General features: G+C 38.6%; 14 protein-coding genes. 8 read left to right on the plus strand and 6 right to left on the minus strand.

What is annotated here, in order from left to right; translation table 11 throughout:
• Nucleotides 1–40: 40 nt before the first annotated feature.
• From HQN83_RS15805 to HQN83_RS15820, 4 genes are all read right to left on the minus strand, one after another.
• The gene (locus tag HQN83_RS15805) at nt 41–1,771 is read right to left on the minus strand and encodes an amidohydrolase (protein ID WP_246254521.1); all 1,731 of its coding nucleotides are present in this window, start codon (nt 1,769–1,771) and stop codon (nt 41–43) included.
• Nucleotides 1,772–1,908: 137 nt separating this feature from the next.
• Nucleotides 1,909–2,253 carry a hypothetical protein gene (locus HQN83_RS15810; RefSeq protein WP_173091289.1) on the minus strand — a complete coding sequence of 115 codons (345 nt, stop codon included), beginning with the start codon at nt 2,251–2,253 and terminating at the stop codon, nt 1,909–1,911.
• 272 nt (nt 2,254–2,525) lie between these two features.
• The gene (locus tag HQN83_RS15815) at nt 2,526–3,773 is read right to left on the minus strand and encodes a BamA/TamA family outer membrane protein (RefSeq protein WP_246254522.1); all 1,248 of its coding nucleotides are present in this window, start codon (nt 3,771–3,773) and stop codon (nt 2,526–2,528) included.
• A gap of 118 nt (nt 3,774–3,891) precedes the next feature.
• Entirely contained in the window at nt 3,892–4,665 is a 774-nt protein-coding gene (locus HQN83_RS15820; protein ID WP_173091290.1) for a pseudouridylate synthase, read from the minus strand.
• A 285-nt stretch (nt 4,666–4,950) separates the two neighbouring features.
• Here HQN83_RS15820 and HQN83_RS15825 point away from each other — a divergent pair, with 285 nt between their 5' ends.
• Complete coding sequence (locus HQN83_RS15825) at nt 4,951–7,368, plus strand: mechanosensitive ion channel family protein (protein ID WP_246254523.1); 2,418 nt, start codon at nt 4,951–4,953, stop codon at nt 7,366–7,368.
• A 12-nt stretch (nt 7,369–7,380) separates the two neighbouring features.
• Here the strand turns inward: HQN83_RS15825 and HQN83_RS15830 are convergent, their stop codons facing one another.
• Nucleotides 7,381–7,980, minus strand: a complete 600-nt coding sequence (locus tag HQN83_RS15830) for a hypothetical protein (protein ID WP_173091291.1) — start codon at nt 7,978–7,980, stop codon at nt 7,381–7,383.
• Between the two features lie 174 nt (nt 7,981–8,154).
• Here HQN83_RS15830 and HQN83_RS15835 point away from each other — a divergent pair, with 174 nt between their 5' ends.
• From HQN83_RS15835 to HQN83_RS15865, 7 genes are all read left to right on the plus strand, one after another.
• Entirely contained in the window at nt 8,155–8,844 is a 690-nt protein-coding gene (locus HQN83_RS15835) for an RraA family protein (RefSeq protein ID WP_173091292.1), read from the plus strand.
• A gap of 34 nt (nt 8,845–8,878) precedes the next feature.
• Nucleotides 8,879–11,815, plus strand: a complete 2,937-nt coding sequence (locus HQN83_RS15840; RefSeq protein WP_173091293.1) for a glycoside hydrolase family 2 TIM barrel-domain containing protein — start codon at nt 8,879–8,881, stop codon at nt 11,813–11,815.
• Between the two features lie 14 nt (nt 11,816–11,829).
• Nucleotides 11,830–12,996 carry a mandelate racemase/muconate lactonizing enzyme family protein gene (locus tag HQN83_RS15845; RefSeq protein WP_173091294.1) on the plus strand — a complete coding sequence of 389 codons (1,167 nt, stop codon included), beginning with the start codon at nt 11,830–11,832 and terminating at the stop codon, nt 12,994–12,996.
• 25 nt (nt 12,997–13,021) lie between these two features.
• On the plus strand, nt 13,022–13,813 hold the full coding sequence (locus HQN83_RS15850; protein WP_173091295.1) for an SDR family NAD(P)-dependent oxidoreductase: 792 nt from the start codon (nt 13,022–13,024) through the stop codon (nt 13,811–13,813).
• Between the two features lie 61 nt (nt 13,814–13,874).
• Nucleotides 13,875–15,197 (plus strand): glucosidase family protein, encoded by a 1,323-nt coding sequence (locus HQN83_RS15855; protein ID WP_173091296.1) that lies wholly within the window; start codon nt 13,875–13,877, stop codon nt 15,195–15,197.
• A 78-nt stretch (nt 15,198–15,275) separates the two neighbouring features.
• On the plus strand, nt 15,276–16,148 hold the full coding sequence (locus HQN83_RS15860; RefSeq protein ID WP_173091297.1) for an AraC family transcriptional regulator: 873 nt from the start codon (nt 15,276–15,278) through the stop codon (nt 16,146–16,148).
• The gene (locus tag HQN83_RS15865; protein WP_173091298.1) at nt 16,149–17,681 is read left to right on the plus strand and encodes a sulfatase; all 1,533 of its coding nucleotides are present in this window, start codon (nt 16,149–16,151) and stop codon (nt 17,679–17,681) included.
• On the opposite strand, the gene HQN83_RS15870 is transcribed toward HQN83_RS15865, so the two are convergent.
• Nucleotides 17,664–20,012, minus strand: a complete 2,349-nt coding sequence (locus tag HQN83_RS15870) for a glycoside hydrolase family 95 protein (RefSeq protein ID WP_173091299.1) — start codon at nt 20,010–20,012, stop codon at nt 17,664–17,666. The genes HQN83_RS15865 and HQN83_RS15870 overlap by 18 nt on opposite strands.
• Nucleotides 20,013–20,161: the final 149 nt, after the last annotated feature.

The raw sequence follows: 20,161 nt of genomic DNA on the forward strand, positions 1-20,161 counted from the left end.
TTATGTTTTGGGCTATAAATATACTCGAAAAAATAATCTTTTAATTTGCTCGCTGGTAAACAATTTTTCCTTCTTTTATAGTTTCCAATACTTTGATGTCTCTTATTTTCTCTGGATCAATAGTTGTAGGGTCTTGATCTAAAATCACCATATCGGCCAATTTACCTACTTTTAACGACCCCTTCGTGTCCTCTTCATGGTACTGGAAAGCGGCATTAATGGTAATTGCTTTTAAAGCCTCTATTGGCTTTATGCGTTCATTAGGACCAAGAACCATTCCTGACCGTGTTTTTCTATTTACTGCAGCGTAAACAGCAGTAAGGAGGTCTGGTGGCGTAACAGGGGAGTCGTGGTGCATGGTAAAGAGAATGCCTGCTTTTAGAGCAGAATTTGCAGGACTGATGAAAGCTACTCTTTCTGGACCAAAAACACTGGAATAATGCCAATCTCCCCATAGGTAAGCATGGGTAGAGAAGTAAGAGGGAATTACACCAAGATCTTTAATTTTCTGTATATGATCAGGGCGGCTATTTTGAACATGGATTAGCGTCACCCTTAATTCTGGCTTATAAATCCCCTCGTCTTTTAATCTCTTAATTACTCTGATTGCCTGATCAATAGCTGCATCCCCATTAACATGTAGTTGAGCTGTGATATTGTTCTGGAAAAGGGTTTTTAAGTCATTATACAGAACATCATCGGTGAATATTGGAAAACCTTTATAGTCTGGACCTTTTCCAGCCGGAGGCACAAAATAAGGCTTGGTTAACCAGGCTGTTTTAGCCTGTGGGGAGCCGTCATCAGAGAATTTAAAACCTCCTAACTTTAGCCTGTTGTTGTACTTCATATATTCAGGCTTAAATTTATCCAGCTGGCTTTTGAACTGTTCGTAATCAGGAAAATATACAACATCAGCTTTAAATAAATGTTTAGCTGCAGCTTCTTTTAAAAGTGACACACTTTCGCCCATTGTCCTTCCGTCACAGATTGTGGTTTGTCCGTAGCTCAACCATTCTTCCTGCGCTTTCATTAAGTCTTTAATCGCTTGAGATTCGCCCTCAGACTTACTTGCGGGCATTTTCTTCATCAAGGCAATGAGCGCCCCAAAACTGGCATTCTCCTCTAATTTTCCATTTAACTTTTTCGTCTTTGGGTCACGCCCAAAATGCCCACCCTCAGGCTCCTTTGTATTTTCGTCAATATCAACTAACTTCAACATGGCTGAATTGGCAACACTGGAATGACCAGAAGCATGTATCACAATTATAGGATTAGTTGTACTGATTGCATCCAGTTCATCGCGTGTTGGATGTCTATGCTCAATCATAATAGCATCATCATAACCATTCCCCATAATGGGCTGGGTGGATGGTATTTTCTTGTCTTTGATATATTTTCTAATCGCCTGCTGTAAGTCCGGAATGGAATTTACGGTACCATAAGGTGTAGGAGATAAATCTACTGCCTGTATCATCCCCGCCCTTGAGGTAATGTGACCATGTGCATCTATAAAACCGGGCAATAGCGTTTTACCCTTAAGGTCGATTATTTTCGTTTTATCACCGACAAATTTGTCGGCTTCAGCTTTTTTTCCGGTAAAAAGTATTTTTCCGGCTTTTACAACCACAGCCTCTACAGTTGGATCCGTATCTTCCATGGTTAAAATTGAACCGCCGTAATAAATAGCATCGCCTTTATCAGTAGTCGATTTGCTGTTACAGCTAAGCAATAAAATTGTAAAGAGTAGATGGAAATAGGAGCTTATTTTCATAGTACTTTAATTCGTATTTAACTCAGAAAGATTACCTAAGTAGTATACCTTTTTTTCCTATGATTTGTTTTACAATTCGGATAATAGCTACCCATCATTGTTGAGTTACGATCAAGCACGTTGGAAGACCATTCGAGTTAGGATGCTATTTTTCTAACCAACTTTTTATAATCTTCAAGTAATGCGATGTATTTTTCCATCCAATAATATACTGAATTCGAATGGTCTGCATTGATCTCATTTTTGAATGCGGGCATGTCTTCCATATAAGTTAAACCAACAAGCTCTCCTTCAAAATCACGCGAAAAATCATAATCAATAGCCTTTCCGATCTCCACAATCACTTCTGTATGCAGTTTCTTCTGGCTAAACCAATTATATAAAGTCCGTCTGTTTACATGTAATCGTCTTGATAACTCACTGATGTTTACATTTTTTCTGCGAACTGCAAGTTCAACAATTTCTCCGGCATTGTGTTCCATAACTTTATTTTATTAAATAATCATTTGATCAAACGCTAGGGACGTTTCAACAATGTATGGCATATTATATACTAGGCAGGAAACAGCGATAATTAATTAGGTGAGCGGCATTAATATTCAGGTCTCTTATACTCAAAGGTATTTAACAATAGAAAAGAAATAAACCTGCTGGTTGTCATAAACTTACTTTTTATTCTCATTTTTCTATTATGAAGAAAACAAAAGCATTGCCTCAGTTAAAGTGCAAAATCGATTTTTAAGATTAATTTATGCTAAAAGACTTCATTTAGCCCTAAAAATAACCCTTTTGCACCAAAATTACCAAAAGCGTAATCTACGCATAAGTTTGTCCTGGTAGCCTTGTTGAACAAGATACGTAAACCGGCACCACCAGCAGGTTGCCATTTTTGAAACAGCTTAGTGCCCGATTCATCGTTAGCGGTCTGAACATTAAAGAAAGTAACACCACTAATAAAATTATTTCTAGTTATTGGGAAGCGATATTCCAATTCAGAATAACAGTACTGAGTGCCTTTAAAGTAACCAACGGTATACCCTCTGCCACTCCTAAAATTAGCATCTTTTCCTGTCCCCGGAAGTTCCAGATAGGGCAGTGTACCACTTATCAGATAAGATCCCCAATTCCAAAATGCAAGTACATGTTCGGGATTTCTGGTAGAAAGGCTCCAGTATTTTCTAAAGTCAGTTGTTACCTGTACTGCATTTTTTGTACTTCCAATCCAGGTTTGGTTCACTCGAAAGCCCGCATCAGCATATATGCCTTTAAAGGCACGGTTCTGATTGTCGCGAGTAGTGTATTGTAAGTTCATTAAAAAGCCATTGGCCATATAGTGGTTTTTATCAAAACCATGTTGTTCACTATACACATGGTAAGGTGTTTTGCCATCAGCATTATTCGGATCTTTAAGATTTCTTCTGATCTCAAATGATGCACCAGCTCCAATAAATAAGTGATCCTGAATTTGCTTATAAATTTTTTCTCTAAAATTATAGTACTCCCCATGGATAGCATAGCCTTTACGGTCTGGATTGGATAGTATTACTTCATCTTCCGTACCGGTTGCGGGTTTACCAATACCTAATCCAAAATCCGGAGTAACAGTTTTAGCTGCTACCAAACTTCCTTGTAAGTTCCATCTATTGCCGGGAGTGTATACGTTGTGGCTAAGGTAAAAATAAATAATCCCTTTGGTAGTAATTGAAGCAGATGTTGCAGCAACCGACATCAGTGTTTTTGGTTCATGTCCCAATACCTTTCCAATTACTGCTTTAAGCCCTATCTGAGCGCCAATACTCGGATTATAAGCAATACTTGGCATAGGAGTGATACCTGATGCTTTATGCGCTGGTTTAGGTGGTTTCCCTGGGCGAAAAATACTACGGCCTAAGTCAACCACATCATACTCCTTTACTGTTGAATCCTTCTTAACCGAATCTGTGGATGCGATTACTTGCCCATAGCCATATACCTGGACACTCATAAATGAGACCAGTAGCAATACCTTTATTTTTATGGAATGTTTAATTTCTTATGTATTTAAATGAATACTGGCAAATAGACTTAAACTTATTGATTCTTTTTTAATAAAACGATTATCAGACAATCAATCAGACCAATTAATTTAGCATATGAGCTAATATCGGAGCGCATTTTTCTAAACATGGCTGATAAAAATGACCGTGTTTCCAATTTGCTGATTTAGGAGATAAACCCCACCAAAATTCTGCGAGAGCCAAAGGCTCCATTTCATGACTAAAAGCATACTGCAATAATTTTGGAGCCGCACATTCTCCGGCACCTGCAGGCGGTTTTCCGGCTGATGTATTCTCAAACGCTTGAATTAAACTTTTCGATTCACCTGCTTTATTTAAAAAATGATACTGTTCAAAAATTTTATTCTGTAACGAATGCGAGTGCTGTTTCCGTAATGATTTTAAGCTATGAATCTCATCTTCACAAGAATTATTCCGATAAGATTCAAGTTGGTTAATTTTTTCATTTAACTGTGTCAACATTTCCATTCCGGCATTTAGAAAGCCTCCTTGCTCCAAGCCATCAAAAATTGGTGGTACAAATTTGGAGTGATGATTTTTTCCAGCCAATTTCCCTGAAAATGCAGCAAGGTAACCAAGTCTGCCAGCTTTTGTCCGAACAATTAATACACCAAACATTTTTCCTATAACCATTCCTTCAATCCCCTCAGATAAACCAAAATTATGAATCCAATCTTGCTGATGCTGCAAGTGAAATTGCAATTTATCTACAGCAAGTAAGCAAAGTGGATCGACTTCTTCTTTTAGAGAAAAGACTAGTCCTTCTGCCAGTGTATTTATTTCCGCTGTTTCTTCGAAAGGGCAAAACACTGAGTCTTCATCAATTAAATCTTGCATTATAGCAGCAGTTGTAGCATAAAAGGTTTAAGAATTATAGAAATCTTATGCGATTGTTAGGAACAAAGATCAGACAATTTTATTAAAATCACGAAAACATGTTAGTAGTGGTGCATTGATGCATTACTACCTTCGCGAGCTCATAGATGGATATATTCACCATGGGAATCTTAAAATAAATCTCAATTTTTACGTATTATTGAGTTAAAATCCTTTTAAGTTATGACTCTTAAGAAAATAATCATTTTTTTTCTATGTTGGACATTTGTTTTAAGCCCTTGTTTCTTGTATGCTCAGAAGAAAGATAGCCTAAATTCAAAACCTACACCAGACAGCTCACAACTTAATTTTGTGGCCAGGATGCAGGCCTTTGCAAAAAATGCTTCAAAGAAAAGTGCCGATGAATTTAGTGCTGACAAAGCAGCTATCAGCCAGATTAAGACCTTTGAAGAAATAAAGCAAACCATGCAAAAGGCAAAGATCTACCTGAAAGGAAAATTAGATACCCCCGGAACTAAGGTTGAGCTACAGGAAATAGAAAGGGATTTTGCTTTGGCAGGAGATGGAGTATTCACAAACAAGGGAACAACACAAACCTTTCGTAATTTAACTGCTACCTCTAAAATATTGGCTGAGTTACTTAACAAAGCAAATGCACGAAAAGTCAGACTAGAAGTCCGTCAACAAGAACTCCATGAATTCAGATATCAACTGGATTCACTTTTGAGTGTACCTGCTTTATTTAAGTTTGCATCCGATTCGACTACGCTGATGAAGTATCTGCAAAAAATCAAAGTGATTGCTTATGAAACAGGGCCAATAGATACCGCCCTCAATGTAGCTAGTAATAATATCCAGGCACTGCTGAATCAGGTAAATATGACTGTTTTTAAATTAGAGAGCAGTTTAGAGGAAATAGATTCTTATCAAAAGGAGATGGCTACCCATACCTTTAAAAGGGAATTTAACAATTTATGGGAACCTCAGGGTTATTACCGTCCATTTGGAGAGATACTCAATTTTTCAAAAATAAAAGGTTTACTCACACTTAGTTTTTATGCGGAGAACAATACAGGAAAACTAATCGTTTTGCTATTACTTATGATGACTTCCTTTATCTATCTACGCTCACTTAAACATATATATATTGACAATAAGCTACTAAAATCGAATTTTGATGGACAGCTGGTATTACGGTATCCACTGCTCTCTGCCATACTGCTTGCTATTAGCTTTTTCCAGTTCTTTTTCATATCACCGCCATTCATCTTAAATGTGATCTTTTGGTTGGTTTCCTGCGTTTGTCTCAGCATAATCTTCAATGCTTATGTGAGTAAATACTGGATGCGAATCTGGTTATTAATGGTACTACTTTTCCTAATCTCAGCCTTTGGAAATCTCGTACTGCAGGCTTCTAGAATCGAAAGGTGGTTCATGTTGCTTACTTCAATGTTTGCAGTAATTGCAGGATTGACTATACTGCTCAAAGGGCATCGCGAAGAGCTGAGGGAAAAATGGATTATTTGGTCAATCGCTTTTATGACATTCCTGGAATTGGTCTCTACAATCGCAAACCTTTTTGGTAGATATAATATCGCGAAAACATTGTTTATCAGTGGCTTTTTAAATGTTATCATTGCAATTCTTTTTTTATGGACTATACGACTCATTAACGAGGGACTATTCCTTGCCTTCAACGTATATTCAGGACAAGACAGAAAACTTTTTTATCTTAATTTTGAAAGGGTAGGCAATAGGGCGCCGGCACTTTTTTACATCCTGTTAATTCTAGGCTGGATAGTTTTATTTGGCCGTAATTTTCCTGCATTTGATTACCTTTCAGAGCCTTTACAAAACTTTTTTAGTCAAGAAAGAACCTTAGGTAATTATACTTTCAGCATCAATAACATGATCTTGTTCTTTACAATCATGGGCATTTCGGTGTTGATATCAAAAATTGTATCATTTTTTGCCTCAGACAAACAGCTTTCCGGAACAGATAGCAAGCATGAAAAACGAGGAATAGGGAGTTGGCTACTATTGGTGCGTATCTCGATACTTTGCATTGGGTTATTTTTAGCCATTGCCGCAGCAGGTATTCCAATAGACAGGATCACCATCGTTTTGGGCGCACTCGGTGTAGGTATTGGTTTCGGATTACAGACTTTAGTCAATAATCTGGTAAGCGGACTTATCATCGCATTTGAAAAGCCTGTAAATGTAGGAGATATCGTAGATGTTGACGGACAAGGCGGCAAGATGAAATCCATTGGCTTTCGAAGCAGTGTCATCTCAACCTGGGACGGTGCAGATCTTGTTATGCCTAATGGCGACCTGCTTAATTCTCATCTCATCAACTGGTCACTGGGCGGAAACCGTAAGCGTATATCCATTCTGATTGGGGTCGCCTATGATGCAGATCTTGAAAAAGCAAGGACAATACTCGGCGAGATTCTAAACAATGATCAGCGAATTAGTAAGAGTCCTGAACCTACGGTACAATTTGAGCAACTTGGTAATAGTTCAATTGATCTGAGAATATATTTCTGGACAAAACATATTGGAGACACTTCTGCTACAAGAAGTGATTTAATCATAGCTATTGTGGCTGCTTTCAAAACCAATGGTATCAGCATTCCATTTCCTCAGCAGGATATTTATCTTCATCATCCAAATGCGACAGAGAAACCTATTGAAGAATAGTTATAGCATAAATTACCAGGAATAGGATTGATCAGTAGTGCCCAGTCCTTTAATTAGATTTTGTGATGAAGTTGGGGCGTAATCAGGCTGAACACTTGGATTAGATGGATAAGTTTTTCCATTAAACTTCATCAGGTGATCTTTTCCTTGGCTATGAAGTATTAAATCTCTCCATCCCATTGTAAAAGTGTCTGCTATTAAAAGTGGCGACTCCGTAACAGTAAATTTAGTTACTAATTCTCCTTCAGGATTAAGCAGCAAAACTGTACACCCTCCGGATCCACAAAAGTAGGGGCCTGTTAACCCAACAAAAATTTCCTTTTTAGGTTCTTCATTAATGTTATATTCAAAAACTTTAAACTTTCTACTTTGTTCATCAATCAAATTTTTAGAGAGGTCATCCTTAAACATTTTACCTAAGCCTAGCTTTATTAGGTTAAGTGTATGCTCACTAACCATTTCTTTTTGATTACCAACAGAATCCTTTCTAAGCTCTTTTGGTTGATGAACTGTAACTAAAGTATCACTATTCTTAACCTGGTTTTCTGAAGAGTTACAGCTAAAAAATAACAGGCTGCCAAGCATACCAATAATTGGAAAAAATGTTTTCATAATATTGCTTTTAATGTGGCTAAATTAAACATTTGCTTTAAGTGTTCTACAATCATATATGCAGAAAATGTAGTTTGATAACATTGAATATGTTAAAATAGTTTAGGTAACAGGTAAATTTGGTGTACAAAATTCATGTTGAATTAATGAATTTTGGAGAAAACATTAATAAATATGAAATGGCAGACTGACACTGAGCTTTTTGAGATCATTCGTAGAGAACTTTATACTGCAGTAATCGGTGACATCATGGATAAAATGGGACTGCTGCATCAATTTTTACCAGCAGCTATACAGCCGCTTAGAAAAGATATGTTTGTAGTTGGAAGGGCAATGCCTGTTTTAGAGGCAGATGTTCTGGAATCAACGGGGTATACAGGTAATAACCCTACCTTAAAGAAATCTTTCGGCCTCATGTTAGAGGCACTGGATGACTTAAAAAAAGATGAAGTTTATATCTGTGGCGGAGCCTCTCCAAATTATGCATTATGGGGCGAACTAATGAGTACAAGAGCCTTGAAGCTAGGTGCAGCAGGAGCAGTTGTGGATGGGTATTCGAGAGATACAAAGGGAATTCTGGAACTTAATTTTCCAACATTTTCTTACGGTAGTTATGCTCAGGATCAGGCGCCTCGGGGTAAAGTAATTGATTATAGGGTTCCAATTGAAATAAGGGGAGTGCTTATTAATCCGGGAGACATTGTGGTTGGTGATATTGATGGGGTTTGCATCATTCCTAAGATTCATGAAGTCGAGGTTTTCAATCTGGCCATTGAAAAGGCAAGAGGAGAAAAGCTGGTTCAAATTAAAATTCAAGAAGGAATGAGTGCCACAGAAGCTTTTGAGCAATATGGAATTATGTGACCAAAAGTGTATAAGAAAAAGTAATATTAAAGAAATGAAGACATCCTATATTATAGTTTTTGCCTGTTTGTTGTTTTTTGGAAATAATGCAAGCGCACAGATTCAAAAGATCGCTCTTCCAATTGCAGGGGGTAAAAACATAGAAATTGCCCGTTTATCTCCGGTTCCCTCAGACAAGAATTTTAAGCTTTCGCTAAATGGAGAATGGTTGTTTTCTGAAAATTTAGAAAGTGGCTCCCACAGGAAACCAATTCAGGTACCCGGAGAGTGGGTGATGCAAGGTTTTAATGTAAACACAGGAGAAACCGCAACCTACAGTAAAAACCTCGTCATACCTGCCTCATGGCAGGGCAAGAGAATGAAATTAAAGTTCGATGGCGTTAGCTCTCATGCTGTTGTAAAAATAAACGGTCGCAAAGTATCAGAACATGAAGGGAGTTTTGTGCCTTTTGAATCTGATGTTACAGACTTTCTCCGTTCAGGAGATAATTTGCTTGAAGTCGAAGTTCAGGCACAGACTATTAGTGATATTCTTGCTTGTACTTCTCAGTATGCAGCACACACAGTAGGAGGTATTCTTAGAAAGGTCACTTTGTTTGCATTACCTGAAGTAAATATTGCAGATATAAGTGTAACTACAAGTTTTGATGGTAATTATAAGAATTCAATGCTGCGGCTTAAGACTAAAATCATCAATGAATCCAGGACAACCTCTAGTGCTCAAATAAACTATGTGCTAACTGATAACGAAGGTAAAGTTGTTTTCAAAAAGGCAATGCCTCTGGGTAAAACGCTCGCTCCAGGGGAATCAACTCTTTTGGGCCAGAGTTTCTCTGTCAAAAATCCTAAACAATGGAATACCGAGCATCCTTATTTATATAACTTAACAACTGAACTGATTGTTAGTGGCAACGCCATTCAAAAGAATACTCAAAAAATTGGTTTCAGACAGGTGGAGATTAAAGGAAATCAGCTTTTTGTAAATGGTTATCCGATTAAATTAAGAGGGGTAAACAGGCATTCTGTTCATCCGCTTACCGGTCGAAGCATAAGTCCTGAACTTGAAATAAAAGACGCTGAACTTTTTAAGCAGGCTAACTGTAACTACATACGCACTTCTCATTATCCACCGTCACAAGAATTTCTGGAAGCAGCAGATAGCATTGGTTTGTTTGTGGAAAATGAATCTTCATTAACCTGGATTCAGCACCATGCTTCTCCAATGTGGGGCCTATGGGATTATAAAGATGAAAAATTCTTACCTTATATGATCTCGGCAAATCTGGAAAAGATGCAGTCAGCAAAGAATCATCCTTCAGTTATCATCTGGTCGCTAGGGAATGAATCCAGATGGAGCCCTTTGTGGCAAAAAGTGTTGGATAAGGTGAAGGAATTTGATAGTACCCGGCCAACCTCTTTTCATGACCAATGCTGGGGTGGTTTCAACAATGCGGGAAGCAAGGCTGATATTGCCAATTATCACTACCCGGGCATGAATGGCCCGGCAGCTACCGATACCATGAGCCGACCTACCTTATTCGGCGAATATGCGCATGTTAGTACCTATAACAGACGAGAACTGGCTACCGATCCTGGTGTAAGAAGTGCGTATGCACTTCCATTGGTAAAAATGTACGATTCAATATACTATCATAAAGGCAATCTGGGCGGCGCAGTCTGGAGCGGAATAGACGATACTTTTCATCTTCCTGATGGACGCATTGTAGGTTATGGTCCTTGGGGTCCAATAGATGGCTGGCGCAGGCCAAAGCCTGAATACTGGGGTATGAAGAAAGCCTATGCACCGGTAGTAATTAAAAATTTAAACGATCTGAAAGTACAAAACGATCAGTTGATCCTTCAGGTAGAAAACCGCTATGACTTTATATCGCTTCAGGATGTTTCCATCAGCTACAAAACAAATGTTACCTCAGGAAAAATCAATTCACAGATAGGACCACATCAAAATGGATATTTAAAAATACCTGTTAACGAACAAACAAAAGAGGTGTACATCACTTTTAAAGATCCGGGCGGATTTATTACCAACGAAGAACATATCGTTTTAAAGAAAACTGAAGAGGTGCAATATAAAATGACTGAATCACTTGCCCTGGAAGAGAATTCTTCTGCTTATTTTATTCAGCAGGGAGCTATCAGATATACAGTTGATAAAACGACCGGGATAATATCAGCCGCAGAAAGTAAAGGGCAAAGGATACTTAACCAGGGTCCCGTGTTTTGTGTTGTACCAATGAATAGCGAAGATGGAGGAAAACCAAATGTTGCAGGAGAAACTTATCAGAATAACATTTACCCAATTAAGAATTATCCCTTATATACTTTGTATGTAAAAAATATAACCACTCAGAAAACTGAAGATGCCATCATAATCTCTATGGAAACTACTTACAAAAGTGCAAACGGGAGCATAAAGTATTCTTTTATGAAGAATGGGAATGTAAAGGTAGACTATGATGTTAAATGTTGGGATGAGGCCACCGCAACCCCATATCAGTATGGTATGTTATTTCAGTTACCTAAAGTTTTTGATCAGTTGAGCTGGAAGCGTAGCGGAGATTTTACCGTTTATTCTCCAGATGACATAGCAAGGGATAGTGGAACCACAAAACTGAATGCAAAATGGCTGTCTTCGGTAGAAGAGCCGGGCAAGCAAACCTCAGCGCTTTGGAAAGATGATGCAAACGAAATGGGGTCTAATGATTTCAGGTCAACAAAACAGCACATTATTCGCGCTGAGCTAACTAACAATAACAACAATGGCATTACAGTACTTTCAGATACAAAACAATCTTCAAGAAGCTGGTTGCAGGATAGCAACATACAGTTTCTGATCGCCGATTACAGTAACAATGGATCTGAACCATTTTATGGATCTCCATTTACGGATCAAAGAATTAATATTAAGGGCAAACAATTAAAAGGAAACGTGATATTCCGGTTGCGTTAAAAATAAAATTAGATATGAAAATTACAGATGTAAAAGTATGGCTGGTTGAGGGCGTTAAGTACAACTGGACTTTACTCAAGATTTATACTGATACAGGGCATACTGGAGTTGGAGAAGCAACAAATTGGCCGGGCAGTCCAATTGTATACCATGCTGCAAAACATGTAGGAGAAAGAATTATTGGACTTGATCCAATGAGAACAGACTTTATATGGACCAAGCTGTACAGAGATCTGAATTGGATGGGACCGTTTGGTGCCAGCATGTGCGCGATAAGTGGGATTGACATGGCTTTACTGGACTTAAAAGGTAAAGTGCTGGGGACGCCTTGTTATGAGTTATTAGGAGGAGCGTTTAGGACGGATATTCAGCTATATGCAAACTATTGGTTTACCGGAGGTGGACATAATGCAGAAGATTATGCTGCTCAGGCTATAAAAGTAAAGGAAGCAGGATTTACAGGGCTTAAATTTGATCCATTTGCTCACACTAACTATTTGTATGGTGAAGACTTGTCGTCAAATCTGCAACTCACTAATGAACAGCAGGATCTGGCGTTCAATGTAAGTAAAGCTGTACGCGATGCTGTGGGACCAAACTTTGACATTATGATCGAGACGCACGCTATGCTTAATTATAGTGTGGCTGTTAAAATGGCTCAGCGTCTTTCGGAACTGAATATTACCTGGTATGAGGAACCTGCGGGACCTGAAAATGCAAATACACTCAGAGCCATGCGAGACAGAATTCCTTCGAACGTTTCTATTTGTGTTGGTGAGCGGCATTATACCCGTCATGGCATACGAGACCTACTGGAAAAACATGTGTGTGATTTCATGATGCCTGACATTACACGTTGCGGCGGCCCCTCAGAAATGAAGAGGATGGCTACAATGATGGAGGCATATAATGTATTACTTGCCCCACACAATCCTAATGGGCCGCTTTCTACCTTGGCTTCGGCTCATGTATGTGCGTCTGTTCCTAATTTTTTCAGACAGGAATTTATGTTCAATGACGTGCCATGGAGAGATACTATTATCAACCATCCGATAAAAGAAATGATCGTAGGAGGGCATTTGAAATTGAGTGATCGTCCGGGGCTGGGAGTGGATTTGGTTGAATCAGAAATGGAGAAACATCCGGGAGTTTTAGAAGCAAGACCTGGATTTTATGTGTAAAGTTGTTAAAGGTTAGAATTAAATTATGGCACTACAAATTGACTTAAAAGGGAAAGTGGCCCTTGTTACGGGCGTTACTTCTGGTATTGGATTGGGTATTGCAAAAGTTTTGGCCAAAGCCGGCTGTACGATTGCCGGTTGTGCGGAACATCCAAATAATAGTCCGGAAGCAAGCAGTTTTTTAGAAATAATAAGGAGTGAAGGGGGCAACGCTAGCTACAATAAAACAGATATGCGCAATCCGGAAGATATCAGAGAGCTTGTTCAATCAGTTACTGAACGAGAAGGAGGTAAAATAGATATTCTTGTCTCAAATGCAGGTAAGAATGTTTTTGACAGGCCTGAAGGGTGTAGTGAAATGGATTGGGATTTTAATATGAACCTGAATCTTGCTTCACATTGGCGGATTGCAAAACTTTGCAGGCCATATTTAGAGAAAAATAACGGAGTAATCATTCTCATGAGCTCTAATCATGCTTATTCAACCATGCCCGGTTGTTTCCCATATAACATTACTAAAACAGCACTAACAGGACTGGTAAGAAGTTTAGCCATTGAATGGGGGCCTAACATTAGGACTGTAGGAATTGCCCCGGGCTTTATTGATACTCCCGGCAATCAACTATGGTTCGACTCATTTCTGGATCCTGCAAAAGAAAGACAAAGAACCATTGAGTTACATCCGGTAAAGAATTTAGGTACTCCCGAAGAGATAGGAGGCTGGTGCGCTTTTCTGGCAAGTGAATATGCTGCTTTTGCATCAGGTACAACCTATTTGATTGATGGTGGAAGAAGTGCACTAATGCAGGATAGTTAACTTAAGTTTTATTATATTTGTACATACATATATACATGAAAATCAACACAAACCTAAGTCTATGCGTAAAATTTCAGTCTTTTTTTGTTTTATATTTCTAACGCTAATCCTGTTTATAAGCTCATGTGCATCTAATAAGCAAGTAACAGATCATAAATTGGCACAATCGATCTTATCAGATAAATCATTCCAAAAGGTAGATAGCATGGCAAGAGGGGTGATAAAAGAGGGTTTTAATGCCGGAAGTGGCTACTCGCAAATCTGGGCACGTGATATGAATACATTTATTGAAACTGCACTTGAAGAAACATCTAAAGAAGAAGTAAGAGGCGCTATTCTTCTTTTTTTTGCACTTCAGCAAAAAAATAATGAAATGGTGGATGGTTATGTCCTTAAAAAGGATTTTACCTGGAATGATGATACTCCATACTATTCAGATGCGGCTCCTAATCATGTAGGGTTCAAGAATACTGTAGAAACAGATCAGGAAACTTCTTTAATTCAACTGGTTGGTAAGTATGTTAAAAGGACCGGAGATACAAGCATTTTAACAGAGAAGGTTGCCGGTATATCTGTACTCAACAGAATGGAACTTATGATCGACTACTTACTTAACAACAAATACAATAAAAAATACGGCTTATTAAATGGAGCGATGACCGCCGATTGGGGTGACGTACAGCCCAACGACGACTTTGGTTGTGATTGGAATAAGCTATCTGATGAAGCTATAGATGTTTATGATAATGCGATGTTGATTATTGCATTAAACTATCTTCAGGAAATGACCACAGACAAGGGGCAGAATGAAAAATGGAAAGAACTACAGAAATCGGTTCGATTGAACGTAAGAAAGTACTTATGGGATGAAAAAAGAGAGAAATTTATCCCTCATATCTATCCTGATAAATCTCCCATTCCAGCAGGATTTGATGAAAACAACATTCATTATCACGGAGGAACAGCTGTCGCTATTGAAGCAGGTTTATTATCAAAAGATGAAATTAAAACTGTAAATAAGCAAATGGTTGAAAACGTAAAATTATCAGGTATGCCAAGTATTGGTCTTACAATTTACCCAACTTATCCAAAAGGCCTTTTTCGTGGAGGTATGTCAGCTCCTTATTATTATCAAAATGGTGGAGATTGGACATGGTTCGGAGGTAGGATGATCCAACAACTGATTGCAAATGGGTTTGTAAAGGAAGCTTACGAGGAAGTTCAGCCGATGATTGACCTTGTCATTAAAAACAAAGGTTTCTACGAATGGTATGGAAAAGGGGGAACGCCTAGTGGCTCTGGTAAATTTAAAGGTTCGGCCGGTGTTCTAAGTAAATCAATTGCACAATTTAAAGATTGGGCCAAGGAACAAAACAAACAATAGCAGTATTTTAGCTGGAATACTCCAACTTCTCCTAGAATATTTAATTTAGTTTAACTTTGGCTTGTTGTCAATTATTAAATGAAACCAGAATTAATCGAAGTAAATCCTTTAGGAATAAAAGCAGTTAAGGTAAAACGTCTGGAAACGAACTCCTTAATCGCGTCCTTTCATTTTCACGAGTCATGTGAATTGGTTTGGGTAGAAAAGAGCTATGGTAAACGTATTGTTGGAGATCATATTGGTAATTTCGAAGACAATGATCTTGTTTTAATGGGCCCGGACTTACCCCATATATGGCAAAACGACAACAACTTTTTATCGGAAGAACACAATAAAGTAAAATCAACTGTCATTTATTTCCCTCCGGATTTCCTTTCTGGATTAACCGACGACCAAAATGCACTAAACCTGGTGCAGGATTTGATAAAAAAGGCGGGGAGAGGCATCAGGTTTTATGGTAAAACAAATAGTAAGGTTACCAGATTACTGGCTAAACTGCATCAAAAAAAAGCAATTGATAAGGTAATATCCTTTCTCCAGATTATAGATATTTTATCACTTTCCCACGAGTATGAATACCTGGCCAGTGTTACTTTCAAAAATCCTTATGACGAAAAAGACACCAATAGGATCAACAGGGTATATCAGTTTTTAATGCAGAATTTTCAACGTGATATAAATTTGAAAGAGGTAGCAGATCTGTGCAACATGACAACAAATTCATTCTGTAGGTTTTTTAAAGACCGATCCCAAAAGTCATTAACGCAGTTTGTTAATGAGATTAGGATTGGTCATGCTTGTAAATTATTGCAAAATGCGGAGCATTCTATTGCCGATGTTTGCTACTCAAGTGGCTATAATAACTTGACAAACTTCAATAAGTTTTTTAAGCAGATAACAGGTATGAAGCCCTCTGAGTATAGAGGACACCTAAGTAATAGAACTATTTAGATGAAAATATTTTTAAAATTAAGTAGCTTAATCTTTCTCCTAACAATTGCGTTTAACAAAAATACCCATGCGCAGCAAAAGCCTAATATCATCGTTTTTCTTGTAGATGACATGGGCTGGCAAGACACTTCCTTACCATTCTGGGACAAGGTAACTCCGCTTAACAGACGATACCATACGCCAAATATGGAGCGGTTGGCCAAAGAAGGGATGAAGTTTACAAACGCCTATGCCATGCCTGTTTGTACACCATCAAGAACAAGCATGCTAAGTGGAATGAATTCGGCTCGTAGTAGGATAACCAATTGGACGTCTCCAGCTTTTAATAACCCCACAGATAATCAGGACGAACAATTTGAGGCACCAGACTGGAACTACAATGGTTTGAGCCCTATGGACAATGTTCCTCATACCCAATATGCTACTACTTACCCTGAACTGTTAAAGGAAGCAGGCTATTTTACAGTACACATTGGAAAGGCCCATTGGGGTTCGGCAGGTACAGCAGGAGCAAGCCCTTATAATATGGGATTTCTGGTAAATATCGGCGGTCATGCAGCCGGACATCCCCAAAGTTACCTGCCAGCAGATAACTACGGAAACCAACCAGGAAAAGCTAGCTGGCAAGCTGTACCAGATTTAGAGGAATATTATGGCTCATCAGATTTTCTTACAGAGGCACTAACCAAGGAAGCAATAAAAACTTTGGAAAATCCCGTAAAGAACAAACAGCCCTTTTACCTCAATATGTCCCATTATGCGGTACACGATCCTTTACAAGCCGACCCAAGATTCTACCAGAAATACATCGAGCTGGGGCTAGATGTTCAGGAAGCAAAATATGCCTCTTTAGTTGAGGGGATGGATAAAAGTTTGGGTGATATAATGGATTATCTGAAGCGTAAAAAAATAGATCAGAATACCATAATCATATTCATGAGTGATAATGGTGGCTTAAGTTTAACTCCTCCAAGAGGTGGTAAGCCTCATACACAAAATTTGCCATTAAAGTCAGGCAAGGGATCAGTAAATGAAGGAGGAATACGTGAGCCTATGATTGTGAAATGGCCTGGAACAACAAAACCTTCAAGTATCGCTCATCAATATGTGATTATTGAAGATTTCTTTCCTACTATTTTAGAAATGGCAGGTATTAAAAACTATAAAACAGTACAGCAGGTTGATGGTAAAAGTTTTGTTCCTGTATTAAAGAAGCCTGATTACAGTGATAATAATAGAACACTGTATTGGCACATCCCCAACAAATGGACCACTAATGATGGCCCGGGAATTAATTACCGCAGTGCCATAAGAAAGGGCGACTGGAAATTGATTTATAACATGCGAGACAGGAGCACTAATCTTTATAACCTTAAAACAGATATAGGAGAAGAAAATGATCTAGCCCTGAAGTTTCCAGATAAGGTAAAGGAGCTGACTACTTTGCTTGGCACGTGGCTTAGATCTTGTAAAGCCAACATGCCAATCATTAAAGCATCAGGAAAATCTGCTCCTTTACCTGATGAGAACTAAATCTTTTGATAAGGTATATTTACCGCCTTTACTTGTTTTAAAATCAGCGCTTTTACCATTGTAATTAAGCTTTAAAGGATTGCCCTGTCTGGATACAATGGTAACATTTATTAGTTCTCCATTTTTCCAATCCAAATCTACCACAAAACCACCACGGGCAACAAGTCCATTCATTTGACCATTGGGTATAGCTCCTGGTAACGCAGGCAATAAACGAACGGTCCCATTGGTGCTTTGCAAAAGCATTTCTGCAATACCTGCCGTTCCGCCAAAATTACCATCTATCTGAAAAGGAGGATGGGGATCGAACAAATTGTTCAGCGTAGATTTGCTTAATAATACATTGATGTTTTCATATACCTTGTCGCCATCCAGCAAGCGAGCGTAAAAATTAATGATCCATGCACGGCTCCATCCTGTACCGCCACCTTTTTGCGATAAACGACGGGTAATGGTTTTTTTAGCGGCCTCAAAAAACTCAGGAGTCTCAGGGTTTATTTGACTTAAAGGATACAAGCCCAAAAGATGAGATATGTGGCGATGGCCAATTTCCGTTTCTTCATAATCATTTATCCATTCCTGAATGGTCCCTGAAGAAGATATTTTTACCGGAGGAAGTTTCTTTTGCGCAGCTTTGATGGTTGCGATAAAGTCTGCATCAATACCCAAAATCCCAGCAGCCTCAATGCAATAATCAAAAGCTGCGTTTATGGTCTGAATATCTATAGTTGCTGCGTAAGTAAGTGTTGAGGTTTCGTTGCTATTTGGGAGCTTGAATCTGTTTTCAGGTGAAGTGGAAGGGTTTGTAACCAGGTAACCCTCAGGTGATAAAGTAAGAAAACCCATTAAGAATTCACAAGCCCCTTTTAATATTGGGTAGGCTGTGGTTTTAAGATATTTCTTATCGCCGCTGAACAAATAATGCTCATAAACCGGGAGTGCCATCCATGCACCATTCGTCGGCGTCATTCCCCAGGTACCGTCACATATACTCGTGCGGCCAAAAGGGTCTGTAAGGTGGTGCATGGTCCAACCTTTAGTTCCATAGCTTTCTTTTGCGGTAGCCGCTCCGGGGATGGTTATTTGCTGCATAAAATCAGCCAGTACTTCACTCGTTTCAGAAAGATTACAAATTTCTGCCGGCCAATAATTCATCTGTAAATTGATATTGGTGTGGAAATCGGAATTCCATGGCGCATCCATTTCTTTGTTCCAAATGCCTTGCAAATTAGCCGGTAATACTCCGGGTTTGCGTGAGGATCCCATCAATAAGTAACGTCCATACTGAAAATATAAGGCTATTAGTCCATTGTCAAGCTTTCCTTGTTTCATCAGATTTAAGCGAACATCAGTTGGATATTTCGCTAATGAATCTGCACCAAAATCCAGATTCACACGATCAAACATCGCACGGTGTTCGGCTGTATGTCTTAGTATAATGTCACTATTTTTTACTTTGTTCAGTATCGCTTTGCAAGATGCAATTGGACTAATTGAGCGATCGAAGTCTAGTTTAGCCAGGGAATAATCGGTAGCGCCAGTTAACACGATCTCTACTACCTCTGCATTGCGAATAATCAGATTACTTCCGCTCACTTCGAAAGTTCCTTTTTGAAGTTTTACTCTAGCTTCAGCTGCAAACTTCATATGCGCTCCAGCCGGACCATTTGAGTTGTCTTTATCACTAACTCCATCAATAATCTGGCCTTCCATCTCTATGCGACCATCAGGATAGGCTTTTACTTTCACGTCTTTCTCGCGACTAAGGGAAATAGTAGTAGTGATTAGGGCGTTTTTACCACCTTCAATTCTATAGAAAACGCAATTGTCAGGAGCCGAAACCAGGACTTGTTGACTAATTGGATTTCCATTAATACTGTATTTGGTAGTTGATATTCCAGTTTGGATGTTTAAGGAGCGAGTGTAGTTTTCTGGTTTAGTATTCCACTGAAAATCTAACTTTAAATCTCCTAAAGGTTGGTAGGAGCGAACACGAGATGGTGTTCCAACCATATATAGCTGAGCTAAACTATCAGCTTGCTTAAATTTATTGTCAAAAATGGCTTTTTGAATTTCAGGCAGATATTGCAGTGCTTTGGGGTTATTGGCATTCACCTTAGCGCCTGCCCAGACACTTTCTTCGTTCAATTGCAAAAGTTCGTGTTCGGGGTTCCCAAAAACCATTGCACCTAACCGGCCGTTTCCTACAGGCAAGGCTTCATTCCAATTACTTGCAGGTTGTTTATACCACAATGTGTTTTTGTTCGATTGAGCAAAGGTTTCAAACCCAGCTACTAAAAGGATACTATAAAAAAGGAAAGCTCTTTTCATTAATTTGTGATTTGCTATAATAAAGGGTCTGTTAAACAGTATTGTAATATAATGAGTCTATCTTATAGTCTTATATTTTATTTCCTTTTTGATATGTTGGTATTCATCAGGTATTGTGTTTTCCAACAAGTATAAATAGGGAAAGAGGG

The organism is Pedobacter foliorum (assembly GCF_013266735.1).
GTDB lineage: Bacteria > Bacteroidota > Bacteroidia > Sphingobacteriales > Sphingobacteriaceae > Pedobacter > Pedobacter foliorum.